Genomic DNA, 23,992 nt, shown 5'->3' on the forward strand with positions numbered 1-23,992 from the left:
GGCAGTTATCGGCAGTTACGGGCGATTGGACGCTGGATTGCGGCGAAAGGTCAGTCAGTGAAGCTGTCATTTTCCGCGAGCAGTCTGATGGCCGCGGCGCCAACCTTGCGCACCGCTTCTTCGATCTGCGGTGTGGGCTTGGCAGCGTAGTTCATCCGCAGGCAATTGCGGTATTTGCCCGAGGCGGAAAAGATACTGCCGACCGCGATCTGTACGCCTTGATCGTGCAGCGCGCGATTCAGCTTCAGCGTGTCGAAGCCTTCCGGTAGCTCAACCCAGAGCATGAAACTGCCTTGCGGCCTACTGGCCCGGGTGCCCGTGGGAAAATAGCGAGTGACCCAGTCAATCATGATGTCGCGATTACGCTGGTATTGCGTGCGCATCCGCCGCAAATGCGGCTCGAAGTGACCGGATTTCAGAAACTCGGCGATCGCGATTTGCGGTTGTGGTGCCGTGCTGCCGGTGCTGATGTATTTCATGTGCAATACGCGCTCAAGGTAGCGGCCCGGCGCTACCCAGCCGATGCGCAAACCCGGCGCCAGGGTCTTGGAAAATGAGCTGCACAGCAGGACGCGGCCATCCTCGTCGAAGGATTTGATCGTGCGCGGTCGCGGGTAGTTATAGGCGAGTTCCCCATACACATCGTCCTCGATAATTGCTACGTCAAAACGTTGTGCGAGCGTCAACAACGCGCGTTTGCGCGATTCCGGCATGATGTAGCCCAGCGGGTTGTTGCAGTTGGGGGTCAGCTGTATGGCCCGGATCGGCCATTGCTCCAAGGCCAGTTCCAGTGCATCGAGGCTGATCCCGGTCAGCGGATCGGTGGGGATTTCCAGGGCCTTCATGTTCAAGCCCTTCAGCGTCTGCATAGCGCCATGAAAGCTCGGCGAATCGACCGCGACGATGTCGCCCGGCTCGCAGATCGCACGAATGCTGGTGGACAGCGCTTCGTGGCAGCCGGTGGTGATCACCAGGTCGTTCGCGGTCAATTGGCAGCCGGAGTCGAGCATCAGGCGAGCGATTTGCTCGCGCAGTTCGAGGGTGCCGTGGATGTTGTCGTAATACAGGCCGGGCATGTCCTGTCGCCGGCTGATGCGCGCGAGGTTGCGCAGTAACGGCTTCATGGTCGGCGTGGTGATGTCCGGCATGCCGCGCCCCAGTTGCACCACGTCCTTGCGCGGCACTGCGCGAATCAGTTCCAGCACCTGGTCCCACTGCGAAATATCCACCGGACGTTGCGCCGGTCGGCCAATCGCCGGCAACTCTGGAAGGTCGCGACTGACCGGGACGTAATAGCCGGACTTGGGTTTCGGCATGGCCAGGCCGCTGTCTTCCAGTACTCGATAGGCTTGCTGCACCGTGCTCAGGCTGACCCCGTGCTCAACACTCAATGCCCGGACCGACGGCAGCCGGTCACCGGGGCGATAGAAGCCCTGTTCGATCCGCGTGCCGAGCAATTCGGCGAGGTTGACGTAAAGCGTCATGGCGCAGTTCCGGTATGGATGAGTAGGTAAACCAGCACAGATGAGGTGAAAAATCTGGATTCAGAGCTAAATCGTCGAATCTGTATTGAATTAATACTGTGAGGTTGAATCTGTAACGCTTTTTATCGTCCGCGCATCATGAAAGCTCTGGCTACCCAAGTAAACAGGAGCGATCAAAATGAACGGCTTGAGCGATGTGCGGCTGACGTTACGCAGTCAGGAACTGGTGGCAGGGCAAATCAACGGTGCGCGCGGGACGCTGATGCGAAATGCACCGTCCGGCCTGAGTCGCTGGAGTCTGTTCTGGCATCGTCTGCACACGCGCAAGGCGTTGCTGGAGCTGACGCCGGAGCAGTTGCGGGATATCGGTCTGAGTCGGGAGCAGGCTCGGGAGGAGGGGCTCAAGCCTTTTTGGCGGATCTGAGTTCTGCGGTGCACTTTCGGACGCTTTCGCTGCTAATTCCTCAGACCCACTCCTTAAGCCGATGCCACAACATCCCCAACGCCAACAACGGCGAGCGCAAATGCTTGCCGCCGGGGAAGGTGATGTGCGGCACTTTGGCAAACAGATCAAACCCGCCACCCTGCTGCCCACTGATCGCCTCGGCCAGCAACTTGCCCGCCAAATGCGTGGCATTCACGCCATGACCTGAATAAGCCTGGGCGTAATACACGTTTGGCTGGTCCTTGAGCCGGCCAATCTGCGGCAGACGGTTCGCGCCAATGCCGATCATGCCGCCCCATTGATAATCAATCTTCGCGCCGGCCAATTGCGGAAAAACCTCCAGCATTTTTGGCCGCATATACGCGGGAATGTCCTTCGGATCGCGTCCCGAATAGTGGCAGGCACCACCAAACAGCAAACGCCGATCCGCCGAGAGCCGGTAGTAATCCAGCGCCACTCGCTGATCACATACCGCCATGTTCTGCGGCAGCAACGCGAGGGCCTGTTCTTCGCTCAAGGGTTCGGTGGCGATAATGTAGCTACCGGCGGGCAATACCTTGCCGCTGAGTTCCGGGTTGAGCTGGTTGAGGTAGGCGTTGCAACCCAGCACCAGTGTTTTCGCGCGGACCGAGCCCTGGGTCGTGTGGACGCTGACTTCAGGGCCGTAATCAATGCGCGTCACCGCCGAGTGTTCGAACAGCTTCACGCCCAATTGCTGCGCGGCGGCGGCTTCGCCCAGCGCCAGGTTCAGCGGATGCAAATGGCCCGAGCCCATGTCGATCAAGCCGCCGACGTAACGGTCGGAACCCACCACGCTGTGCATTTCATGGGCTTGCAGGAGCCGGGTTTCGTAGCGGTAGCCGAGCCCGCGCAACGCTTCGGCGTCTTCGGCGAAACCTTCCAGGTCACGAGGCTTGTTGGCGAGATCGCAGTAACCCCACGTCAAGTCGCAGGGAATCTGAAAACGCTCGACGCGCTGTCGGACGATTTCCACGGCTTCCAGGCCCATCAGTTTCATCTGACGGACGCCGTCCGCACCGATGACGTTAGCGAACTGATCGAGACCATGCCCAACGCCGCGAATCAGCTGCCCGCCATTGCGACCGCTCGCACCCCAGCCAATCTTGTGCGCTTCGAGCAGTACCACGCTGAGGCCGCGTTCCGCGAGCTCAAGTGCGGTGTTCAGCCCGGAAAACCCGCCGCCGACCACGCACACATCGGCGACCAGCGCGCCTTGCAACACCGGATGATCGGGCTGCGGCAGGCTGCTGGCGGCGTAGTAGGAGGCGGTGTGCTGGTCACGGGCATTCATGCGCGTCATCCTGATGCGGGTGTCTGGAAAATGGGACGGAGCATAAGCCGGACCTTCCGGCGCGGGCAACACTGGTCGGTAGTGGCTGTCTGGATCGGGGGTTATGCGTCAGAATCGCGCTTCATCCGCTGTGAGTCACCGTTTCGATGAGCTGCAACAGTCAGAAAATTCGCACACTGCGCCAGCAGATTCCCTCGTTCGAGTGCGTGCCCGGCTGCCATGACTGCTGTGGGCCGGTGACCACCTCACCGGAGGAAATGTCCCGCCTGCCGCGCAAGACCCGCGCCGAACAGGACGCGGCGATGGATGAGCTGAACTGTGTGCACCTCGGACCGAATGGCTGCACGGTGTATGACGAGCGCCCGCTGATTTGCCGGTTGTTCGGGACGACCAAAACCTTGCCATGCCCGAATGGGCGCGGGCCGGTGGAGCTGATTCATCCTCGGGTCGAGAAGCAGATTCATGCGTACATGGTCAGCACCCGGCAGGTTCTGGTCTGATGGTCACTCAATCCGGAATCGGCAGACTCAAACTCTCCTTCACCTCTTCCATCACGATATAGCTCTTGGATTCACGCACATGCGGCAGCTTGAGCAGGATGTCGCCCAGCAGCTTGCGGTACGAGGCCATCTCGGAAATCCGCGCCTTCACCAGGTAGTCGAAGTCCCCTGACACCAAGTGGCACTCCAGCACGTGAGGCAGTTTCAGCACCGCGCGTCGGAACTCTTCGAAAGTATCGCCGGATTTGTAGTCCAGGCTGATCTCGACGAACACCAGCAAACTACCCTTCAGATGCTGCGGATTGAGCCGGGCGTTGTAGCCCATGATGATCCCTTCGCGCTCCAGCCGTCGGACCCGCTCGGTGCACGGCGTGGTCGAGAGCCCGACTTTCTCCCCCAGCTCGGTGAAGGAAATGCGCCCGTCCGCTTGCAGGATGCGCAGGATGTTGCGGTCGATCTTGTCCAGCTCACGTTTGGTCTGAGTGTTGGTACGCATAGGGGATGCGCCTCCGTGAAAAGCGTTTTTGCCGAGAATTGTCGCCAAATATAGGTGCTTATATAGTGAAATGCACTGGCTAATCTTTTTTAAACTGCCCACATCTATGGTCTGAACTACAAACGTCAGCGGCGTGCCGCGATGAGGGATATGAAAATGCGCGTTATGGTCTTGGGTAGCGGCGTCATCGGCATCACCAGTGCTTACTATCTGGCGCGTGCCGGATTTGAAGTGGTGGTGGTGGACCGTCAGCCGGCTGCGGCCATGGAGACCAGTTTCGCCAACGCCGGTCAGGTATCGCCGGGTTATGCCTCGCCGTGGGCCGCGCCAGGAGTGCCGCTCAAGGCCATCAAGTGGCTGTTGCAACGCCACGCGCCGCTGGCGATCAAGGCCACCGCCGACATCGACCAATACTTGTGGATGGCGCAGATGCTGCGCAACTGCACCGCCAGCCGTTACGCGGTGAACAAGGAGCGCATGGTCCGTCTGTCCGAGTACAGCCGTGACTGCCTCGACGAATTGCGCGCCGAAACCGGCATTGCCTACGAAGGCCGCAGCCTCGGGACGACACAGCTGTTCCGCACCCAGGCGCAGCTCGATGGCGCCGCGAAAGACATCGCCGTGCTGAAAGAGTCCGGCGTGCCGTACGAATTGCTCGACCGCGCCGGCATTGCCCGGGTCGAGCCGGCGTTGGCCAGCGTCACCGACATCCTTGCCGGTGCCTTGCGTCTGCCGAACGACCAGACGGGCGACTGCCAGATGTTCACGACCCGTTTGGCCGAAATGGCCGCGAAGCTGGGCGTGGAATTCCGTTACGGCCAGGACATTCAGAAGCTCGACTACGCTGGTGATCGCATCAACGGTGTGTGGATCGACGGCAAACTGGAAACCGCTGACCGCTATGTGTTGGCGCTCGGCAGCTACTCGCCGCAACTGCTCAAACCGTTGGGCATCAAGGCGCCGGTGTATCCGCTCAAGGGTTACTCGCTGACGGTACCGATCACCAACTCGGCGATGGCGCCAACGTCGACCATTCTCGACGAGACCTACAAGGTCGCAATCACCCGTTTCGACAACCGCATTCGTGTCGGCGGCATGGCTGAGATAGCCGGTTTTGACCTGTCGCTGAACCCGCGTCGGCGCGAAACCCTGGAGATGATCGTCAACGACCTTTATCCTCAGGGCGGCGATCTGGCCCAGGCGAGTTTCTGGACCGGCCTGCGCCCGACTACGCCGGACGGCACGCCAATCGTTGGTGCAACGACCTTCAGCAACCTGTTTCTGAACACTGGTCACGGCACGCTCGGCTGGACCATGGCATGCGGCTCCGGCCGTTTGCTGGCTGACCTGATGGCGAAGAAAACGCCGCAGATCAGCGCCGAAGGCCTCGATATTTCTCGTTACGGTCACACAACTCAGGAGTCCGCAAAACATGTCAATCCAGCGCCAGCTCACCAATGAGCGCATGAGCCAGATCGTTGTCCACAGCGGCACCGTTTATCTGGCAGGGCAAGTCGGCGACGACATGAGTGCCGGGATTGAACAGCAGACCCGTGAAACCCTCACCAACATCGAGCGTTTGCTCGATCTGGCCGGGACCGACAAGACCCGTTTGCTGTCGGTGACGATTTACCTGAAAGACATCAATGCGGATTTTGCTGGCATGAACGCGGTGTGGGACAAGTGGCTGCCAAAAGGCGTCGCTCCGGCGCGTGCGACCGTTGAGTCGAAGCTGTGCGAACCGGAAATTCTGGTCGAACTGTCGGTAGTAGCCGCTCTGCCATAAGCCTGTCAGAAAGATCCCTCTCCCGGTGCTGTTGGCGGTTCACGCCGCCCGCCAGCGCCGGTTTTTATCCCCACGACCGCCTAGAAGCCTGCCGCCATGCGTCCAGCCCGTGCCCTGATCGACCTTCAAGCCCTGCGCTACAACTACCAAATCGCCCGTGAACTGACGGCGGGGGCCAAGGCCCTCGCGGTGATCAAGGCCGATGCCTATGGCCATGGCGCGGTGCGTTGCGCCCAGGCGCTGGAAGCCGAGGCGGACGGTTTTGCCGTGGCATGCATCGAAGAAGCACTGGAGCTGCGCGCCGCAGGCATCCGCGCACCGGTGTTGTTGCTGGAAGGTTTTTTCGAAGCCGACGAGCTGGCGCTGATCGTCGAGCATGATTTCTGGTGTGTGGTGCATTCGCTGTGGCAACTCGACGCCATCGAAAAAGCCACGCTGAGCAAGCCGATCACCGTCTGGCTCAAACTCGATTCGGGCATGCACCGCGTCGGCCTGCATCCCAAGGATTACCAGGCGGCTTATCAACGGCTGCTGGCCAGCGGCAAGGTCTCGAAGGTCGTACTGATGAGCCACTTCGCCCGCGCCGATGAGCTGCACAGCCAAGCCAGTGCCGAGCAGGTCGCGGTGTTCGAAGCCGCGCGTCAGGGCTTGTCCGCTGAGGTCAGCCTGCGTAATTCGCCGGCGGTGCTGGGTTGGCCGCAGATTCCCAGCGACTGGGTTCGCCCGGGCATCATGCTTTATGGCGCCACGCCTTTCGAAGAAGCCAACGCCGTGGCGTCCCGCCTGCAGCCGGTGATGACGCTGGAATCGAAAGTGATTTGCGTGCGTGAACTGCCGGCCGGCGAGCCGATTGGTTACGGCGCGAAATTCATCACTCAGAAACCGATGCGCGTGGGCGTCGTGGCCATGGGGTATGCCGATGGCTATCCACGCCACGCACCGACCGGTACGCCCGTCATGGTGGCTGGGCAGCGCAGCCAGTTGATTGGCCGGGTATCGATGGACATGCTGTGCATAGATTTGACCGACGTGCCTCAAGCCGGCCTCGGTTCGACCGTCGAATTGTGGGGCAAAAACGTGCTTGCCAGCACGGTGGCGGATGCGGCGGACACGATTCCTTACCAGATCTTCTGCAACTTGCGCCGGGTCCCACTGCTCTATTCCGGGGCTTGAGCCAAACCCCGCGAACCGGGAATCGCCTCGCTGAACAGGATTCAGGTCAAAGTGTTGTAAATACTGAACGCTGTCGCCATGATAACGCTCATATTTCTACAACCTGAATCTTGGAGGCGCAAGCTTGGACGTCGGTGAACGACTGCAATCCATCCGTAAGCTCAAAGGTCTTTCGCAGCGTGAACTCGCCAAGCGCGCGGGCGTCACCAACAGCACCATTTCGATGATCGAGAAGAACAGCGTCAGCCCCTCGATCAGTTCGCTGCGCAAAGTTCTGGGCGGGATTCCCATGTCCATGGTCGAGTTCTTTTCCGAAGAAATCCTGCAGGAAAAACCGACTCAGATCGTCTACAAGGCCAACGAGCTGATCGATATTTCCGATGGCGCAGTGACCATGAAACTGGTCGGCCGGGCGCACCCGAGCCGGGCCATCGCGTTCCTCAACGAAATCTACCCGCCAGGCGCCGACACCGGTGAAGAGATGCTCACCCATGAGGGCGAGGAAACCGGGATTCTGGTGGAAGGCAAACTGGAGCTGGTGGTCGGGCTGGAAACTTTTGTGCTCGAAGCCGGCGATAGCTACTACTTTGAAAGTACCAAGCCTCACCGTTTTCGTAATCCGTTCGACGCGCCGGCGCGACTAATCAGCGCAGCCACGCCAGCGAATTTCTGACAGAAGAGGCGTCCTGCCAGCACGGCAGCGACACCCGAAGGGTTTTTCCGCGGCGCAACAAGACCCCTTCGACTTTGGGGTTGTTTCAGTGCGGCGGGCTTACCGCTATACTTGCGCCCGCCTGCGAACCGTGGCCGTAGGCGTGACTAGCCACCATTGAGGGTGAACGCGTGAACCTAATTATGAAAATGCTGGCCGTACCAGCAACCGTATTGGCCCTATGGGCTGTCAGCGCTCAAGCTGCGACCAACGACGATATTGCGAAACGCCTGGAGCCGGTTGGCCAGGTCTGCGTGACCGGTCAAGAGTGCAAAGGCATGGAAGTCGCTGCTTCGAGTGGCGGCGGCGATGCCAAGACGCCCGATTCCGTGATTGCTAAACACTGCAACGCTTGCCACGGCACTGGCCTGTTGGGCGCGCCGAAAATCGGCGACACCGCGGCCTGGAAAGAACGTGCCGACCACCAGGGCGGCCTCGATGGCATCCTGGCGAAAGCCATTACCGGTATCAACTCGATGCCGCCTAAAGGCACTTGCGCCGATTGCACCGACGCCGATCTCAAAGGCGCCATCCAGAAAATGTCCGGCTTGAAATAAGCGTTCATTTTCAGCAAAAAGCCGCTTTCGAGCGGTTTTTTTGTGCCTGCGATTTTCCGTCCGAGACTGTTCATTGCAGCAAAGACCCGGCAAGCTCGGTCCAACCCCCATTCACGGAATAAAAGGGAGGATCAGATGGTGCAGCTGTGTTCTATCGAGCAAGCGGTCGATGAGGTACTGGCGCGGTTGCCGGCGCATATCCACATGGGCCTGCCCCTCGGTCTGGGCAAACCCAACCACTTCGTCAACGCGCTGTATCAACGCGTTGCGCAACTGCCCGAACGGCGGCTGACGATCTATACCGCACTGTGCCTCGGCCGACCTGCATTGGGCGACGGCTTGCAAAAGCGCTTCCTCGAGCCTTTCGTCGAACGCGTCTTCGGCAACTATCCGGAGCTGGATTTCCTCGCGGGCCTGCACAAGGACAACCTGCCGCCGAACATCCACGTTCAGCAATTCTTCATGCAACCCGGCAGCCTGCTTCACAGCGTCTCTGCCCAGCAGGATTACGTCAGCAGCAACTACAGCCATGCTGCACGCGACATCAACGCGGCGGGATTGAATTTGATCGCGCAACTGGTCGCCAGCCATTCCGAGCACCCGGATCGCCTGAGCCTGAGTTGCAATCCGGACATCACCCTCGACCTGTTTCCGATGATCGCCAAACGCAGGGCGGCGGGGGAAACAGTCCTGATACTGGGGCAGGTGCACAACGACTTGCCGTACATGCCCGGTGACGCCGAGATCGGTATGGACGCGTTCGACCTGCTGGTCGACGAAAAAGACAACACCACACTGTTCTCCACACCGAACATGCCGGTGGGTTTCCAGGACCATTTCATCGGGCTGCATGCCAGCGCACTGGTGCGTGATGGCGGGACCTTGCAGATCGGCATCGGCGCGATGGGCGATGCGCTGACCGCCGCGTTGCTGGCGCGGCAGGCCAACAACGCCGGGTACAAAGCGTTGCTGGCGGATGTGAATCTCAGCCAATGGGCGCAGTTGATCGATCGCGAAGGCGGCGTCGAACCGTTCGCCAAAGGTCTTTACGGTTGCAGTGAAATGTTTGTCAACGGCCTGCTGGTGCTGGCCGATGCCGGCATCGTACGGCGAAAGGTCTATCCGGACGTGCCGACTCAGCAGCAGGCTAACGACGGCACTCTCGACGAAACGGCGCAAGCCGACGGCATCTCGGTGCACGGTGGTTTCTTCCTCGGGCCGCGCAGTTTCTACGAGCGCCTGCGCGAGTTGCCGCAAAACAAGCGGCTCGAATTCAACATGACCCGCATCAGCTACATCAACGAGCTGTACGGTCAGGAAGAACTCAAACGCTTGCAGCGCCTCGATGCGCGATTTATCAACACGGTGTTCACCATGACGTTACTCGGCGCCGGTGTGGCCGATCAACTGGAAGACGGACGGGTGCTCAGTGGCGTCGGCGGGCAATATAACTTCGTCGCCCAGGGCCATGCGCTTGAAGGCGCGCGTTCGATTCTGCTGTTGCGCAGCTGGCGTGAGTCGGGCGGGGAGGTCAGTTCCAACATCGTCTGGGAATACGGCCATTGCACGATTCCGCGGCATCTGCGCGACATTGTGGTCAGCGAATACGGCATCGCCGATTTGCGCGGCAAGAATGATGCAGCAGTGATCGAAGCGTTACTGAACATCAGCGATTCACGCTTTCAATCGGGGTTGATCGAGCAGGCGCAAAACGTCGGCAAATTACCAAAGAATTTCCGCCTCGATCCGCGATTCGCCGACAACCACCCGGAGCGTTTGCAGGCGATCCAGACGCGGCATCCGCAGTTGTTCCCGGAGTATCCGCTGGGGTGTGATTTCACCGCGCAAGAGCGGGATTTGTTGCGGGCGCTGAACTGGCTGAAGAGCAAGTTCAAGCTGACGGAGATTCTGGAGTTGGGCAAGGCCGCGCTGGATGCACCGGAGCCGGCAGCGTTTCCTGAGCATCTGGAGCGCATGCAACTGACGAACCCGGAAGGGTTGAAAGAGGATCTGTTTCAGCGGCTGCTGCTCACTGGCCTCAAAGCCACGGCGCAATAACTGGCCGCCCAAAACAACTGTAGGAGTGAGCCTGCTCGCGATCGCGAGGTATCAGTCACCGAAGATGTCGACTGATGCACCGCAATCGCGAGCAGGCTCACTCCTACAGGGGATAGGCGGTGTGGCGGGTTACTCGATGAAGGTCACAACACCGCCAGCCAGCGACTGAACGCGAGCCAACGATTCAACGCGATACCCTTGCGCATCCAGCTCCGCACGTCCGCCCTGGAACGATTTCTCGATCACGATCCCCAGACCGGCCACGGTCGCGCCGGCCTGTTTGATGATCGAGATCAGCGCTTGCGACGCCTTACCGTTGGCCAGGAAGTCATCGATGATCAGCACGCGGTCGCTGCTGGTCAGGTGGCGCGGGGAAATCGCCACGGTGCTTTCGGTCTGCTTGGTGAACGAGTAGACGGTCGCCGACAGCAGGTTTTCGGTCAGGGTCAGGGACTGATGCTTGCGCGCGAAAATCACCGGCACGCCGAGGTTCAGCCCGGTCATGATCGCTGGAGCAATGCCCGAGGCCTCGATGGTGACGATCTTGGTGATCCCCGAATCCTTGAACAGCGTGGCGAATTCATCGCCGATCAGCTTCATCAGGGCCGGGTCGATCTGGTGGTTCAGGAAGGCGTCGACTTTCAGGACCTGATCGGAAAGCACGATGCCTTGTTCGCGAATTTTCTGGTGCAGTGCTTCCATGAAGCTTTCCTCTACTGGCGCCATATGCGCCTAGTTTTTTAATAGTGTCGGTTAAAAAGTGCTCAATTCTAGCGCTTTAACATCGCGCGTATATCGGCCAGTGCGGTATTTCCGCGAACGGCTTTGACTTCCACCGGCGTGTCGTCGGTGCCTTCCCACGCCAGGTCATCCGGCGGCAGCTCATCGAGGAAGCGGCTCGGTGCGCAGTCGATGATCTCGCCGTATTGCTTACGCTTGGCCGCGAAAGTGAACGCCAACGTCTGACGCGCGCGGGTAATGCCGACGTAGGCCAAGCGACGTTCTTCTTCGATGGTGTCAGCTTCGATGCTCGAGCGGTGCGGGAGGATTTCCTCCTCCATGCCCATGATGAACACGTAGGGAAATTCCAGGCCCTTGGAGGCGTGCAAGGTCATCATCTGCACACCTTCGGCGCCATCTTCCTCTTCCTGCTGACGTTCCAGCATGTCGCGCAAGACGAGTTTGCCGATGGCGTCCTCGACGGTCATCTCGCCTTCTTCGTCCTTCTCCAGAGTGTTTTTCAACGCCTCGATCAGGAACCAGACGTTACCCATGCGATAGTCGGCGGCCTTGTCGCTGGAGCTGTTGGTGCGCAGCCAATTCTCGTAGTCGATGTCCATGACCATGCTGCGCAGCGCCGAGATCGGGTCGTCGCCGGAGCACTGCTCGCGGACCTTGTCCATGAAGCGCTTGAAACGCGAGAGGCGATCAGTGAAGCGCGTGTCCAGATGCTCGCCCAGGCCGATTTCGTCGGTGGCGGCGTACATCGAGATTTTGCGTTCGGTGGCGTAGTTGCCGAGCTTTTCCAGCGTCGTCGAACCGATCTCCCGGCGTGGGACGTTGATCACGCGCAGGAAGGCGTTGTCGTCGTCCGGGTTCACGATCAGTCGGAAGTAGGCCATCAGGTCTTTCACTTCCTGACGTCCGAAAAAGCTGTTGCCGCCCGACAGCCGATAAGGAATCTGGTGATGTTGCAGCTTCAGTTCGATCAGCTTCGCCTGATAGTTACCGCGGTACAGAATCGCAAAATCGCTGTATGGCCGGTCGGTGCGCAAGTGCAGGGTCAGCAGTTCGACCGCCACGCGCTCGGCTTCGGCATCTTCGTTGCGGCAGCGGATCACGCGGATCTCGTCGCCGTGACCCATCTCGCTCCACAGTTGTTTTTCAAATTCGTGCGGGTTGTTCGAGATCAGCACGTTGGCGCAACGCAGGATGCGGCTGGTGGAGCGATAGTTTTGCTCCAACATCACCACTTTCAACGACGGATAGTCGTCCTTGAGCAGCATCAGGTTTTCCGGGCGCGCGCCGCGCCAGGCATAGATCGACTGGTCATCGTCGCCCACCACGGTGAACTGGTTGCGCGTGCCGATCAGCAACTTCACCAGCAAATACTGGCTGGCGTTGGTGTCCTGATATTCGTCTACCAGCAGGTAGCGGACTTTGTTCTGCCACTTTTCGAGAATATCGGCGTGTTCCTGAAACAGTTTCACCGGCAATAGGATCAGGTCGTCGAAGTCCACCGCGTTGAACGCCTTGAGCGTGCGCTGATAGTGGGTGTAGACGATGGCGGCGGTCTGTTCCTTGGGATTGCGCGCGGTTTCCAACGCTTCGGGCGGCAGGATTAGGTCGTTTTTCCACGAGCCGATCATGTTCTTGATCTCGTCGACGCCGTCGTCCCCCGCGTATTCCTTCTGCATGATGTCGGTCATCAGCGCTTTGACATCGGTCTCATCGAAGATCGAGAAGCCCGGTTTGTAGCCCAGCCGCACGTGTTCCTTGCGGATGATGTTCAGGCCCAGGTTGTGGAAGGTGCACACCGTCAGGCCACGGCCTTCGCCGCCCTTCAGCAGGGTGCCGACCCGCTCCTTCATCTCGCGCGCGGCCTTGTTGGTGAAGGTCATGGCGACGATGTACTGGGCGCGGATGCCGCAGTTCTGGATCAAGTGCGCGATCTTGCGCGTGATCACACTGGTCTTGCCGGAGCCCGCGCCGGCGAGCACCAAAAGAGGGCCGCCGACGTAGTTCACGGCTTCTTGCTGCCGGGGATTGAGTCGGGACATACGAAGTCAGGAAGTCGTTTGCGAAATGGGCCGGCATTTTAACAGGCTCAGCGAATTGTGCTGCTCTCTCCGACTTGTGACGCAACACGCTATCTATATTTGCCGGTTTTGTTACTTTCACGCAGGATGCAGGGGGGATTTGCGTCTAATGTTCGTAATTCCGGATACAAAGGTCTCGTTTGATAACTGATGTCATTTGGTCATTGGTTATCGGCACGGCATAATGCCCGCCGCCTACATCATTGCAGAGTCTAGGGAGCTAGCTTGTCTACGCCTGTCGAACCCTTGCGTTTGCTGCTATTGGCCGAAGAGCCAGCATGGGCAGCGTTGTTGCGCGAGTGTCTGGCTCCGATGGGGAGCTCGGCCGTGCTCATCAGCGCTCCGAGCTGGGATTCGGTCAGCACTCTGTTCGATGACAACCGCAGCGCGGTGTTGTTGACCATACCGGCTCTTCAGCCGGCGCCCGGTCGTTGCAATTTGCCGACGGTGTTGCTGCTCGAGCACGAACCGCTGTTGCCGCCCGATGGGGTGAGCGACTGGCTGGTGCGCGATCATCTCGACGCGGGCATGTTGCGCCGCTGCCTGCGGCATGTGCGCGAGCGCGGTGTGCTGGAAAACACCCTGCAACGCCTGGCCGAGCAAGACCCGCTGACCGGCATCGCCAACCGCCAGGGTTTCCAGACCTTGCTGGCCGCGCGCCTGGCGGACAACGACGGCCGTGGTTTGGCCCTCGGTCACCTTGACCTCGATAACTTTCGCCACGCCAACGACGCCCTCGGCCACCAAGCCGGCGACCGCTTGATCCTGCAAGTGGTCTCACGGCTGAAAAGCCAGCTAGAGGCCGGCGATCAACTGGCGCGCCTGGGCAGCGATGAATTTGCCTTGCTGATCGACACCCGCCGCGCGCCGCAACGCGCCGAATGGATGGCCGAACGCATCACCGAAGCGCTCGCCGAACCTTATTGGGTCGACGGCGAGAGCCTGTTGATCGGCTCCAGCCTGGGCATCGCCCACGCCCGCGCCCAGGCCGGCGCCGACCCGTTGATGTGGCACGCACACATCGCCATGCAACAGGCCAAGAGCACTCAAGGCTGCACCTTTCACATTTTCAACGAACGCATCAACCGCAATGCCCGCAGCATGGCCGACCTTGAAAGCGAGCTGCGTCGGGCGTTGCGTCGCGATGAGCTGGAACTGCATTACCAGCCACGCCTGAACCTGGAAGACGGCCAGATCGTCGGCCTTGAAGCTCTGGTGCGCTGGCGTCACGCCGAGCGCGGGTTGTTGCCGCCCAGCGAGTTCGTACCACTGGCCGAGCAAAGCGGGTTGATCGTACCGCTCGGTTACTGGGTGATTTCCCGCGCACTTCGCGACATGCAAGCATTGCGCGAAAGCGGTCTGCCGGCGTTGCACATGGCGATCAACCTGTCGTTCCGGCAGTTTCAGGACAGTCAGTTGCTGTCGACCCTGAGCCGGCTGATTGCCGAGCGTGGCGTCGAGGCGCAGTGGCTGGAATTCGAACTGACCGAAACCGCCGTCATGCGTCGCAGCGATCTGGTCAAGCAGACCATGGACGCCCTCGGGCGTCTGGGCGTGCGCTTCTCGCTGGATGACTTCGGCACCGGATTCTCATCCTTCGTGCACCTCAACAGCCTGCCGATTGCCTTGTTGAAGGTCGACAAGAGTTTTGTTGGCGGAATGGAGACTCGGGAGGAGAACCGCAAACTGGTTCACGCAATGATCAACCTGGCGCACAACCTCAATCTCGAAGTGGTGGCCGAAGGTGTGGAAACCACGGAACAGCTGGATTTGTTGCGCGGGTTTGGTTGCGATCAGGTGCAAGGGTATCTGATCAGCAAGCCGTTGCCGCTGGCGCAGTTGGTTGAGTATTTGACGTTTGGCAGCAGTCAGCAACCGCTGCTAGAGATCGTGAGCTAAACACCAATCCCCTGTAGGAGCGAGCCTGCTCGCGATGGTGGGTCAGCTAAGTAAGTGTCGGCTGACACACCATCGCGAGCAGGCTCGCTCCTACAGGGGGATCATTCAGTCTGGACGTTTGCGAAATTCTGCGCTGACGCCGGCTCCCGCCGAATCATCCGCTTCATCTTCCACTCAAACGCCAGCGTCAGGCTCACCGCCGCGCACGCCAGGCCCAGCGCCAATCCCCACCAGACGCCCGTCGGCCCCCAGTTCAAATTGAAGGCCATCCACCACGCGGCCGGCGCGCCGATCAGCCAGTAGCAACCCAGCCCGACCAGAAACGTGGTCTTCGCGTCCTTGAGCCCGCGAATGCAGCCCATGGCGATGGTTTGCGTACCATCGAACAGCTCGAACCACGCGGCCACCGCCAGCAGGCTCACAGCGAGGTTGATGACGTCGCGGAACGCCGGGTCGTTGTGGTCGAGGAACAGGCCGATCAACTGATTTGGCAAAAACCAGAAGACCATCGCAAAGCCGAGCATCGACGCCGCGCCGAAGGCGATCCCGACCCTTCCCGCCAGTCGCGCGTCGAGCAACTGCCCGGCGCCGTAGTGCTTGCCGATGCGCATGGTGATCGCATACGAAAGCCCCGCCGGAATCATGAACGCCACCGAGACAATCTGCAGGGCGATCTGATGCGCGCCCAGTTGCGTGCTGCCCATGGTGCCCATGCACAATGCCGCAAAGGCAAACAGCCCGACTTCCACCGCATAGGTGCCGCCAATCGGCAGGCCTAGGCGCCACAGCTCTTTCAGGTACTGACGATTGGGCCGTGACAGACCCTGACGCAGGGGATACGCGTCATACGCAGGATGCCGGCGAATGTGCAGCGCCAAGGCCACGGCCATCAGGTTGGCGACAATCGCTGTGACGAGGCCGATGCCCACCAGGCCCATTTTCGGCAGGCCGAACATCCCGGTGATCAACGCGTAATTGAGCACGAAATTGGCCACCGTGCCGCCGAGGCTGATGACCATGACCGGCGTCGCCCGGCCGATGGCGCTGGTGAAACCACGCAACGCCATGAAGCTCAGGTAGCCGGGGAGGGCGAACGGCAGGATCAACAGGAATTGCCCGGCGGCCCGGACGTTGGTTTCGGTCTGGCCGAACAGCAGCAACACCGGTTTGAGGTTCCACAGCAGCAACCCGGCCACCAGCGCCATCAACCACGCCAGCCACAGCCCGGCCTGAGTCAGCCGGGCAGCGCCGACGATATCGCCCGCGCCCTGACGGATTGCCACCAACGTACCGACCGCCGCGATCACGCCGATGCAGAAAATCGACACAAACGAATACGTCGCCGCGCCAAGCCCGCCGCCGGCCAGCGCCTCGGGGCTCAGGCGCGCCATCATCAACGTGTCGGTGAGAACCATCAGCATGTGCGCCAACTGCGAGGCAATCAACGGCCCCGCCAGCCGCAGGATGGCCCAGAGTTCAATACGCGCAGGATGCTGCATGGTCATCACGCTCTGTAGGTAAAGTTGACAGGAAAGCGTCGATTCTCGGCGCTCCGCGGGGTTTGCACAAAGGGATAAAAAGGATGGGTGGCATGATTAAAACTCATCCTGGAGAACTTCTGATAAGTTGAGGTCATTGCGCAATAGGAGCTTTCCGAATGTCCCGTCGTCTTCCTCCTCTTTATGCCCTTCGCGCCTTCGAAGCGGCGGCGCGGCACAGCTCGTTTACCCGCGCCGCCGAAGAGCTGTCGATTACCCAGAGCGCGGTCAGTCGGCACATTCGTACCCTCGAAGAGCATTTCGCCTGTCGGCTGTTTCATCGCAGTGGGCGTAACTTGCAACTGACGGAGTCGGCGCGGCTGATCCTGCCCGGCATTCGCGAAGGCTTCACCGCACTCGAACGCGCCTGCAACACCTTGCGCGCCGAAGACGACATCCTGCGCATGAAGGCGCCGTCGACCCTGACCATGCGCTGGTTATTGGCGCGGCTCAGCCGTTTCCGGCACCTGCAACCGGGCAACGAAGTGCAACTGACCAGCGCCTGGATGGACATCGACTCGGTGGACTTCAACCATGAGCCATTCGACTGCGCCGTCATCCTCAGCAACGGGCATTTTCCACCGGACTGGGAGGCGAGTTTCCTGTTCCCGGAGGAACTGATTCCGGTGGGCGCGCCGAATCTTCTGAAGGATCAACCGTGGGATGTCGCGCGTCTGGTCAATGCCGAGTTACTGCACCCGACGCCGGACCGTCGTGACTGGCGCAACTGGCTGGAGCGCATGGGGCTGACAGATCAGGTGTCGCTCAAGGGCGGGCAGGTGTTCGATACGCTGGAACTGGGCATGATTGCCGCCGCCCGAGGCTATGGCGTGTCGATGGGCGATTTGCTGATGGTCGCCGAAGACGTGGCTCAGGGGCGCCTGAGTTTACCGTGGCCGACCGCCGTCGCCAGTGGTGAGAATTATTACCTCGTCTGGCCGAAAACGCGCCCCGGAGGTGAACGGTTGCGCCGTTTAAGCGATTTCCTGCAAGGGGAAGTCCGAGCCATGACATTGCCAGACGTCGAGCACTTGAGCTGAATCGATGAAGCCTTCCAAATAGAGGCGTTGCGCCATACCCCGGCTAATTACTCAAGTATTCAGGTTTGCCGCCGAAGAATCTGCAAGTGGAACCTTCGTGCAGGTTCGACGTTTTCCCATTATTAGAAATTTTGCTGAGCAGCCGATCAAGGTAGATCCGGTCGCTCGGCCAGGAGCTGTCATGTCTCAACCTCGTGCCCGGATCGCCTCACAGCTTGGTCTCGCGCTCGCCGTGATTCTGGCGATTGTCATCAGCGGCAGTACCCTGTTCGCGTTGCGTTCGCTGGACACGGCCAACCTTGCCACTCGCGAAGAGCACCTGGCCAGTGAAGCCCGTTTGCTGGCCGACCAGTTGAGCACCTTTCACGGCACGCTGCGTGAGAGCACCCAGCGCTTGGCCGGATTGTTCGAGAAACGCTTCAGCGCAGGCTTGAATGTGCATCCGGACGAACCGGTGGCCGTGGCAGGCACGCAGGCGCCGGGCCTGCACCTGGGCAGCGAAGTGTTGAACAACAACTTCAAGGAAGTGGACGAGTTCAAGCAAATGACCGCGGGCGTGGCGACGGTGTTCGTGCGCAGCGGCGAGGATTTCATTCGGGTCAGCACCTCCCTGAGCAAACAGGACGGCACGCGCGCCATCGGCACATTGCTGGATCATGCCAATCCGGCCTATGCGCGCTTGATCGCCGGCCAGAGTTACGTCGGTCGGGCCTTGCTGTTCGAACGCTCCTACATGACCCAGTACACCCCCGTGCGCGACAGCGGCGGTAAGGTGATTGCCGTGCTGTTCGTAGGATTCGATTACACCGACGCGCAGAACGCGCAGTTCGCCAACCTCAAACGCTTCCGTATCGGCCAGACCGGCTCGTTGGCGCTACTGGACGAGCAAAACAAATGGCTGGTGCCGATTGCCGGCGTGCAAGCGCTGGAAAAAGCCGTCCCGGCCATCGCCGCATTGGCGAAAACGCCGGGCAAAGGTGATTTCTGGAGTGACACTTCGGAAGACTTCTACAGCGTAGCCGTGCCGTTCGACGGCGGGCCATGGTCGGTCGTGGCGAGCATGCCGCAGAAAGAAATCAGTGCAGTGACCTGGAGCGTCGGTATTCAACTGGCGATTGGCAGTCTCTTGGCGATGTTGATCGCGGTGGGTTCGGCGGTCTGGCTGCTGCGCAGCAAACTCGCGCCGCTGGGTGATCTGGTGCGTCAGGCCGAGGCCTTGGGTGCAGGTGATCTGAGCGTGCGTCTGAACGTGTCCAGCAATGACGAAATCGGTCAGTTGTCCCGGGCGTTCAACCAGATGAGCCAGGCGCTGTCGACCATGGTCGAGCACATCCGCAGAGCCTCGCAAGAGGTCAACAGCCGAGCTCAGGCTTTGTCCGGTTTGTCCGGTGGTGCCTATGAAGGCATGGAACAGCAGTCCGGCGAAATCACCAGCATGGCCGGTGCCGTGGAAGAATTCAGCGCCACCTCGCTGAACATTGCCGACAACATGGGCAGCACGCAGCGTCTGGCGCAGGAAAACGCGCAGCAAACCCAGATCGGTCGCACATCGATGGACGAAGCGTCCTCGTCCCTGGAGCAGATCGCTGGCGCGTTGAACAGCACCGCCACGGTGATCAACACCTTGGGTCAGCGTTCTCAGGAAATCGGCGGCATTGTCGGTGTGATTACTTCGATCGCCGAACAAACCAACTTGCTGGCGCTCAACGCCGCCATCGAAGCGGCCCGTGCCGGTGAGCAAGGTCGCGGTTTTGCGGTGGTGGCTGATGAGGTGCGTAACCTGGCTTCGCGTACTCGTCAGGCGACTGATGAAATTTCCGGGATGATTTCGAGCATCCAGCAAGAAACCGGCAACGCCATCAGCACCATGGAACAGGGCAACGTCCTGATGCAGGAAGGCCTGTCGCGAAATGCCAACGTCGCTTCGGCACTGGCGCGAATTGACGAGCAAAGCCGCTCTGCCGGTGAGCAATTTGCGGCGATCACCACTGCGACTCAGGAGCAGAGCAGCACGGCGACCTTGCTGAGCAGCAACCTGCAAAGCATTGCGCTGGCGAACAGTGAACAGCGCGAAGTGGTGTCGAACCTGGCGATCACCGCGAAGGAACTGGAAAGCCTGGCGGCGGAATTGCGCCAAGAGGTAGACCGGTTTCGTTGAGGCGCTGCGGCAATCGTCTTCGCGGGCTTGCCCGCGAATGGATCCACAGTTCGAGCACCGCTAGCTGTTCATACATTTTGCTTGATGAATCGTTTCAGCAAGTCTATACAAATGGCACAACTCCAAGAAAGGCTGCTGCCATGACCCCGCTCAAACTCTTCGTTGCCCTCAGCGCGCTCTCCGCTGCCACCCACGCTTCGGCTTGGGATTACGTTCTCCTCGATGCCGACAAAGCCGCGCAAAACTGGCAGATCACCAGCCAGCAACTCGGCGTAAAAACCGCCAAACCGTTCTCCGTTACCCTGCGAACCTTGCACGGCGGTCGACAGGAGGGCGTCAGCATCGTCGACATCGATAACGGCACAATGAAACTCTCGGTGGTGCCGACTCGCGGAATGAACGTCTTACAGGCGTCTGTAGGCAATACCCGAATGGGCTGGGATTCGCCGGTCAAAGATGTGGTCAATCCCTCTTTCATCGAACTCAACGGGCGCGGCGGACTGGGCTGGCTCGAAGGTTTTAACGAACTGGTCGCCCGCTGCGGCTACGAGTGGGTCGGCCATCCCGGGATGGACAATGGCGAACTGCTGACCCTGCACGGTCGCGCCGCCAACATCCCTGCGAGCAAGGTCACCCTGCACATCGACGAAAAGCCGCCTTATGCGATCAGCCTGCGCGGCGAACTCAAAGAGCAGGCGTTCAAGAAGGTCGACTTCTCCGTCGCCACCGAACTGGTCACCGAGCCCGGCAGTGTCAGCTTCAGCCTCAACGACACGCTGACCAACAACGGGGATTATCCGAAGGAATACCAGGCGCTGTATCACAGCAACTTCAGCACGCCGTTCCTCGAGCAGGGCGCCCAATTTGCCGCGCCGGTGAAACAGGTGTCGCCGTTCAACGACAAAGCCAAAGCGGACTTGCCGGACTGGCAAACCTACCGCGCGCCGACCAAGGATTACGACGAGACGGTCTACAACGTTGTGCCTTATGCCGACGCCAAGGGTGACACCTTGACCGTGTTGCACAACAAGGCGGGCAGCCTGGGCGTTTCGCTTGGCTTCAACACCCAGACACTTCCGGTCTTTTCCCTGTGGAAAAACACTGATACCCAGGGCCAGGGTTATGTCACCGGGCTGGAGCCGGGCACTAGTTTTTCCTACAACCGACGGTATCAACGCCCACTCGGTCTAGTGCCAACGATTGCGCCGAAAGAGCACAAGCAATTCCAGATCAATTACAGCTTGCTGGCGGACAAACGCGCTGTGGATAACGCATTGAAGCGCGTCACCGAGATTCAGGGCGGGCGTGAAACCCAAGTCAGACAAGCGCCTCTGGTGGATCTTTCCAAGGACTAGTTTGTACTCGGCCGATACTGCAACGCCTCGGCCAGATGGTCGCGGGTGATGCGGTCGACATGCTCAAGGTCCGCCAGCGTTCGTGCGACTTTGAGCAGTCGATGGGCTGAGCGGAGCGATAAGGTGAGCCGTTCACATGCGGTTTCCAGCCATGCTTCGTCGGTTGTGGATAACTTGCAGTGTCTACGCAGACCCGGCAAATCGAGAAAAGCATTCGCACAGCCCTGACGTTTATGTTGCCGCTCCCTCGCATCGGCGACCAGTTGCGCGGCAGTCGCGGTGTCGTCACCCGGTTTAATCGCCGGGTTCAATGCCGTGGCTTCCCGGGCGACGGTCAGGTGCAGATCTATACGATCCAGCAGCGGCCCCGACAGTTTGTTGCGATAACGCTGGACCATGTCCGGTGTACAACTGCATTTGCCGCTGGGTTCGCCAAGGTATCCACAGGGGCAAGGGTTCATCGCGGCGACCAGTTGAAAGCGGGCTGGAAACCGCACGCGATCCTTGGCGCGGGAAATCACGATGTGGCCGGATTCCATCGGCTCTCGCAAAACCTCCAACACCTTGCGATCAAATTCCGGCAATTCATCAAGAAACAGAACGCCGTGGTGGGCTAGGGTGATTTCCCCCGGTTGTGGTTGCGAGCCGCCGCCCACGAGCGCCGGCCCGGAAGCGGAGTGATGCGGTTGGCGGAACGGTCGTTGAGGCCAATGGCTCATGGGCGCGCAACTGGCGACGGATTGAATGGCCGCAACTTCCAGCGCTTCATGTTCCGGCAACGGCGGCAGCAACCCCGGCAAGCGGCTCGCCAGCAGTGTTTTGCCCGTCCCCGGTGGGCCGCTGAACAGCAGGTTATGAGCGCCCGCCGCCGCGATCAGCAACGCGCGTTTGGCGGAAAGTTGGCCCTGAACTTCATTCAAGTCTGGATACGGCTTGCTGGCATAGAGCAAACCATTTGAAACGTAAGGCTCGACCGGTGTGTGCCCATTGAAGTGCGAAACGGCCTCCAATAAATGATCCACCGCGAACACCTTCAACCCCGACGCCAGACACGCCTCCTCGGCATTCGCTCGCGGCACCATCAACGACCGTCCGGCCTTGCGCGCGGCCAGGGCGGCCGGCAACACGCCCCTCACCGCCCGCACCGCGCCGGACAGCGCCAACTCTCCCAGGCATTCGATGTCATCCAGCGTCAACGTCGGCACCTGCACACTGGCGGACAGAATCCCCAAGGCAATCGCCAGATCAAATCGACCGCCGTCCTTTGGTAAATCCGCCGGGGCGAGATTCAACGTGATCCGTCGCGCCGGAAATTGAAGACCTGAATTGATGATCGCGCTGCGTACCCGGTCCTTGCTTTCCTTCACCGCCGCTTCGGGTAAACCGACCATCGTCAGTGATGGCAAACCGTTGGCCAGATGCACTTCAACGGTAACGGCAGGCGCATCCACGCCAATCTGGGCGCGGCTGTGGACGATGGACAGGGACATGGATCGTTCCTTGAGCTTTACGGGGTCCGCTTCCTGCGGGTTTTTTAAGGGTAGACGGAGTAGGTGGATTTGGGGGGCGGTTCAGCTGGTAAAACTTCACTGAATGTTGCGAGTAAAAAGCAGGCTAATCGAGAGGTACAAAAAACCGCCATTCAGGCGGTTTTTTCAAGGCAGCTGCGTGCGGGTTGGCGAACCGGCCAAGCAAATCCCGGCAGACCCTAAGGTCTCCCACACACACAGGCGCCATAACTCGAATCGGGAAATTAATACCTGATGTCGAACGAGGTGCGCGGCATTGCTTGGTTCCGGGTCGCCAAACCCGGTGCTGAACATTCAGCATTGGGTGAGCTTAGGAACCGGGGCTTGGCGGCGCAATCGGACGGCGGTGGTTTTGTTGTAGGAAGTTGCAGGGATTTTTGCGGGCTGGAAGATCAAAAGATCGCAGCCTTCGGCAGCTCCTACAGGTCGTTCCTACCTCAATCGCGAGCAGGCTCGCTCCCACTGTGGATTGGGTTTCTACAGTGGATTTGCGAGGTTACTCGGCCGGGGGATTGAGCTTTGCTTCCAGCTCCGCGACTTTCGTCTCAAGACTTTCAAGACGTGCGCGGGTCCGCGCCAGCACCACCATCTGACTATCAAACTCTTCCCGGCTCACCAGATCCAGTTTGCTGAACCCACTCTGCAGCAACGCCTTGAACTGGCTTTCGATTTCGCTCTTAGGCAGCGGGGTTTCGCCGCTGAAAAGGCGGGAGGCGGTGCCGGTCAGGGCGTCGAGGAAGTCTTTGGGCGCGAGCATGGGAAAGGTCCTGGAAACAATGGCGGGCAGTGTATCACGCAGTGTCTATAGTCAATCCCGACGGCAGGGATGCACGCTTTTCGCGCATGCGGACGGACGGCTCCGCACCGTTGTTGTGCGTAACGCGTCAGGTGTTGCCGCGATGTGGCGGGCATTTGCTGGCAAAGGCTTGAAAACAGGAAGTTTTGTGGAGATGGCAAGCTTTCTGCAAAGTGCCTTGTGACCCATGCACTGATGCAGTCGATGTGACGAATGCAGTGCGCCAAGCGAAACGGGGAAGTGTTTCGTGCGGAGTGGTTAGCTGGCGTCGGACGGGCAGGTAAGGCCGACGATGCGTTACAAAGCCAGGCACTGCGCTTAGACTTGAGCCGGGT

Annotated in this window: 20 protein-coding genes; 12 read left to right on the forward strand and 8 right to left on the reverse strand. The window is 60.0% G+C overall.

The features are described 5' to 3' along the window. Positions 1 to 50: 50 nt before the first annotated feature. Positions 51 to 1,484 (reverse strand): aminotransferase-like domain-containing protein, encoded by a 1,434-nt coding sequence (locus ACYZT4_RS21750; protein WP_461982903.1) that lies wholly within the window; start codon positions 1,482 to 1,484, stop codon positions 51 to 53. Positions 1,485 to 1,662: 178 nt separating this feature from the next. Between ACYZT4_RS21750 and ACYZT4_RS21755 the strand changes: the two genes are divergently transcribed. Further along, complete coding sequence (locus tag ACYZT4_RS21755; RefSeq protein WP_461982904.1) at positions 1,663 to 1,908, forward strand: DUF1127 domain-containing protein; 246 nt, start codon at positions 1,663 to 1,665, stop codon at positions 1,906 to 1,908. 40 nt (positions 1,909 to 1,948) lie between these two features. On the opposite strand, the gene ACYZT4_RS21760 is transcribed toward ACYZT4_RS21755, so the two are convergent. Continuing rightward, positions 1,949 to 3,241 carry an NAD(P)/FAD-dependent oxidoreductase gene (locus tag ACYZT4_RS21760; protein WP_461982905.1) on the reverse strand — a complete coding sequence of 431 codons (1,293 nt, stop codon included), beginning with the start codon at positions 3,239 to 3,241 and terminating at the stop codon, positions 1,949 to 1,951. 146 nt (positions 3,242 to 3,387) lie between these two features. On the opposite strand from ACYZT4_RS21760, the gene ACYZT4_RS21765 reads away from it, so the two are divergent. After that, positions 3,388 to 3,741, forward strand: a complete 354-nt coding sequence (locus ACYZT4_RS21765) for a YkgJ family cysteine cluster protein (RefSeq protein ID WP_461982906.1) — start codon at positions 3,388 to 3,390, stop codon at positions 3,739 to 3,741. Between the two features lie 7 nt (positions 3,742 to 3,748). Here the strand turns inward: ACYZT4_RS21765 and ACYZT4_RS21770 are convergent, their stop codons facing one another. Beyond that, complete coding sequence (locus tag ACYZT4_RS21770; RefSeq protein WP_003177284.1) at positions 3,749 to 4,237, reverse strand: Lrp/AsnC ligand binding domain-containing protein; 489 nt, start codon at positions 4,235 to 4,237, stop codon at positions 3,749 to 3,751. Between the two features lie 156 nt (positions 4,238 to 4,393). On the opposite strand from ACYZT4_RS21770, the gene dadA reads away from it, so the two are divergent. The 6 genes from dadA (at position 4,394) to ACYZT4_RS21800 (ending at position 10,523) form a co-directional block, all read left to right on the forward strand. Then, the gene (dadA, locus tag ACYZT4_RS21775) at positions 4,394 to 5,698 is read left to right on the forward strand and encodes a D-amino acid dehydrogenase (protein ID WP_461982907.1); all 1,305 of its coding nucleotides are present in this window, start codon (positions 4,394 to 4,396) and stop codon (positions 5,696 to 5,698) included. Continuing rightward, positions 5,670 to 6,023 (forward strand): RidA family protein, encoded by a 354-nt coding sequence (locus ACYZT4_RS21780; protein ID WP_461982908.1) that lies wholly within the window; start codon positions 5,670 to 5,672, stop codon positions 6,021 to 6,023. The genes dadA and ACYZT4_RS21780 overlap by 29 nt, the downstream gene beginning before the upstream one ends. A 96-nt stretch (positions 6,024 to 6,119) precedes the next feature. Continuing rightward, positions 6,120 to 7,196: an alanine racemase gene (alr, locus tag ACYZT4_RS21785; protein ID WP_461982909.1), complete on the forward strand. Its 1,077-nt coding sequence runs from the start codon at positions 6,120 to 6,122 to the stop codon at positions 7,194 to 7,196. Between the two features lie 124 nt (positions 7,197 to 7,320). Next, complete coding sequence (locus tag ACYZT4_RS21790) at positions 7,321 to 7,869, forward strand: cupin domain-containing protein (protein ID WP_461982910.1); 549 nt, start codon at positions 7,321 to 7,323, stop codon at positions 7,867 to 7,869. 182 nt (positions 7,870 to 8,051) lie between these two features. Beyond that, the gene (locus ACYZT4_RS21795) at positions 8,052 to 8,465 is read left to right on the forward strand and encodes a c-type cytochrome (RefSeq protein ID WP_461988759.1); all 414 of its coding nucleotides are present in this window, start codon (positions 8,052 to 8,054) and stop codon (positions 8,463 to 8,465) included. A gap of 135 nt (positions 8,466 to 8,600) precedes the next feature. Beyond that, positions 8,601 to 10,523, forward strand: a complete 1,923-nt coding sequence (locus ACYZT4_RS21800) for an acetyl-CoA hydrolase/transferase C-terminal domain-containing protein (RefSeq protein WP_461982911.1) — start codon at positions 8,601 to 8,603, stop codon at positions 10,521 to 10,523. A gap of 129 nt (positions 10,524 to 10,652) precedes the next feature. Here ACYZT4_RS21800 and ACYZT4_RS21805 read toward each other — a convergent pair whose 3' ends face one another. Together ACYZT4_RS21805 and rep are read right to left on the reverse strand one after the other, a co-directional pair. Continuing rightward, entirely contained in the window at positions 10,653 to 11,225 is a 573-nt protein-coding gene (locus ACYZT4_RS21805) for a xanthine phosphoribosyltransferase (RefSeq protein ID WP_130211024.1), read from the reverse strand. Between the two features lie 68 nt (positions 11,226 to 11,293). Then, positions 11,294 to 13,303, reverse strand: coding sequence for a DNA helicase Rep (gene rep / locus ACYZT4_RS21810; protein WP_461982912.1), 2,010 nt, complete (start codon positions 13,301 to 13,303; stop codon positions 11,294 to 11,296). A 264-nt stretch (positions 13,304 to 13,567) separates the two neighbouring features. Between rep and ACYZT4_RS21815 the strand changes: the two genes are divergently transcribed. Next, the gene (locus ACYZT4_RS21815; protein WP_461982913.1) at positions 13,568 to 15,241 is read left to right on the forward strand and encodes a putative bifunctional diguanylate cyclase/phosphodiesterase; all 1,674 of its coding nucleotides are present in this window, start codon (positions 13,568 to 13,570) and stop codon (positions 15,239 to 15,241) included. Between the two features lie 101 nt (positions 15,242 to 15,342). Here ACYZT4_RS21815 and ACYZT4_RS21820 read toward each other — a convergent pair whose 3' ends face one another. Then, positions 15,343 to 16,740: a NorM family multidrug efflux MATE transporter gene (locus tag ACYZT4_RS21820; protein WP_461988761.1), complete on the reverse strand. Its 1,398-nt coding sequence runs from the start codon at positions 16,738 to 16,740 to the stop codon at positions 15,343 to 15,345. A 158-nt stretch (positions 16,741 to 16,898) separates the two neighbouring features. On the opposite strand from ACYZT4_RS21820, the gene ACYZT4_RS21825 reads away from it, so the two are divergent. The 3 genes from ACYZT4_RS21825 (at position 16,899) to ACYZT4_RS21835 (ending at position 21,332) form a co-directional block, all read left to right on the forward strand. Further along, on the forward strand, positions 16,899 to 17,819 hold the full coding sequence (locus tag ACYZT4_RS21825; protein ID WP_461982914.1) for a LysR substrate-binding domain-containing protein: 921 nt from the start codon (positions 16,899 to 16,901) through the stop codon (positions 17,817 to 17,819). A gap of 181 nt (positions 17,820 to 18,000) precedes the next feature. Next, complete coding sequence (locus ACYZT4_RS21830; RefSeq protein ID WP_461982915.1) at positions 18,001 to 19,977, forward strand: methyl-accepting chemotaxis protein; 1,977 nt, start codon at positions 18,001 to 18,003, stop codon at positions 19,975 to 19,977. Between the two features lie 140 nt (positions 19,978 to 20,117). Next, positions 20,118 to 21,332, forward strand: a complete 1,215-nt coding sequence (locus ACYZT4_RS21835; protein ID WP_461982916.1) for an aldose 1-epimerase family protein — start codon at positions 20,118 to 20,120, stop codon at positions 21,330 to 21,332. On the opposite strand, the gene ACYZT4_RS21840 is transcribed toward ACYZT4_RS21835, so the two are convergent. Next, a complete protein-coding gene (locus ACYZT4_RS21840) occupies positions 21,329 to 22,822 on the reverse strand; it encodes a YifB family Mg chelatase-like AAA ATPase (RefSeq protein WP_461982917.1) in 1,494 nt (497 codons plus the stop codon). The genes ACYZT4_RS21835 and ACYZT4_RS21840 overlap by 4 nt on opposite strands. A gap of 535 nt (positions 22,823 to 23,357) precedes the next feature. After that, a complete protein-coding gene (locus tag ACYZT4_RS21845) occupies positions 23,358 to 23,618 on the reverse strand; it encodes an accessory factor UbiK family protein (RefSeq protein ID WP_461982918.1) in 261 nt (86 codons plus the stop codon). Positions 23,619 to 23,992: the final 374 nt, after the last annotated feature.

This window comes from Pseudomonas sp. GB2N2 (assembly GCF_054897705.1).

Excerpts from the sequence above, each read along its gene's own strand:
- alr (WP_461982909.1), top strand. The coding sequence starts at position 6,120 with ATGCGTCCAGCCCGTGCCCTGATCGACCTTCAAGCCCTGCGCTACAAC.
- ACYZT4_RS21750 (WP_461982903.1), bottom strand. The coding sequence starts at position 1,484 with ATGACGCTTTACGTCAACCTCGCCGAATTGCTCGGCACGCGGATCGAA.
- ACYZT4_RS21755 (WP_461982904.1), top strand. The coding sequence starts at position 1,663 with ATGAACGGCTTGAGCGATGTGCGGCTGACGTTACGCAGTCAGGAACTG.
- ACYZT4_RS21805 (WP_130211024.1), bottom strand. The coding sequence starts at position 11,225 with ATGGAAGCACTGCACCAGAAAATTCGCGAACAAGGCATCGTGCTTTCC.
- ACYZT4_RS21820 (WP_461988761.1), bottom strand. The coding sequence starts at position 16,740 with ATGCAGCATCCTGCGCGTATTGAACTCTGGGCCATCCTGCGGCTGGCG.
- ACYZT4_RS21760 (WP_461982905.1), bottom strand. The coding sequence starts at position 3,241 with ATGAATGCCCGTGACCAGCACACCGCCTCCTACTACGCCGCCAGCAGC.
- ACYZT4_RS21780 (WP_461982908.1), top strand. The coding sequence starts at position 5,670 with ATGTCAATCCAGCGCCAGCTCACCAATGAGCGCATGAGCCAGATCGTT.
- ACYZT4_RS21770 (WP_003177284.1), bottom strand. The coding sequence starts at position 4,237 with ATGCGTACCAACACTCAGACCAAACGTGAGCTGGACAAGATCGACCGC.
- ACYZT4_RS21840 (WP_461982917.1), bottom strand. The coding sequence starts at position 22,822 with ATGTCCCTGTCCATCGTCCACAGCCGCGCCCAGATTGGCGTGGATGCG.
- ACYZT4_RS21765 (WP_461982906.1), top strand. The coding sequence starts at position 3,388 with ATGAGCTGCAACAGTCAGAAAATTCGCACACTGCGCCAGCAGATTCCC.
- ACYZT4_RS21825 (WP_461982914.1), top strand. The coding sequence starts at position 16,899 with ATGTCCCGTCGTCTTCCTCCTCTTTATGCCCTTCGCGCCTTCGAAGCG.
- ACYZT4_RS21845 (WP_461982918.1), bottom strand. The coding sequence starts at position 23,618 with ATGCTCGCGCCCAAAGACTTCCTCGACGCCCTGACCGGCACCGCCTCC.
- rep (WP_461982912.1), bottom strand. The coding sequence starts at position 13,303 with ATGTCCCGACTCAATCCCCGGCAGCAAGAAGCCGTGAACTACGTCGGC.
- ACYZT4_RS21830 (WP_461982915.1), top strand. The coding sequence starts at position 18,001 with ATGTCTCAACCTCGTGCCCGGATCGCCTCACAGCTTGGTCTCGCGCTC.
- ACYZT4_RS21795 (WP_461988759.1), top strand. The coding sequence starts at position 8,052 with ATGAAAATGCTGGCCGTACCAGCAACCGTATTGGCCCTATGGGCTGTC.
- ACYZT4_RS21800 (WP_461982911.1), top strand. The coding sequence starts at position 8,601 with ATGGTGCAGCTGTGTTCTATCGAGCAAGCGGTCGATGAGGTACTGGCG.
- dadA (WP_461982907.1), top strand. The coding sequence starts at position 4,394 with ATGCGCGTTATGGTCTTGGGTAGCGGCGTCATCGGCATCACCAGTGCT.
- ACYZT4_RS21835 (WP_461982916.1), top strand. The coding sequence starts at position 20,118 with ATGACCCCGCTCAAACTCTTCGTTGCCCTCAGCGCGCTCTCCGCTGCC.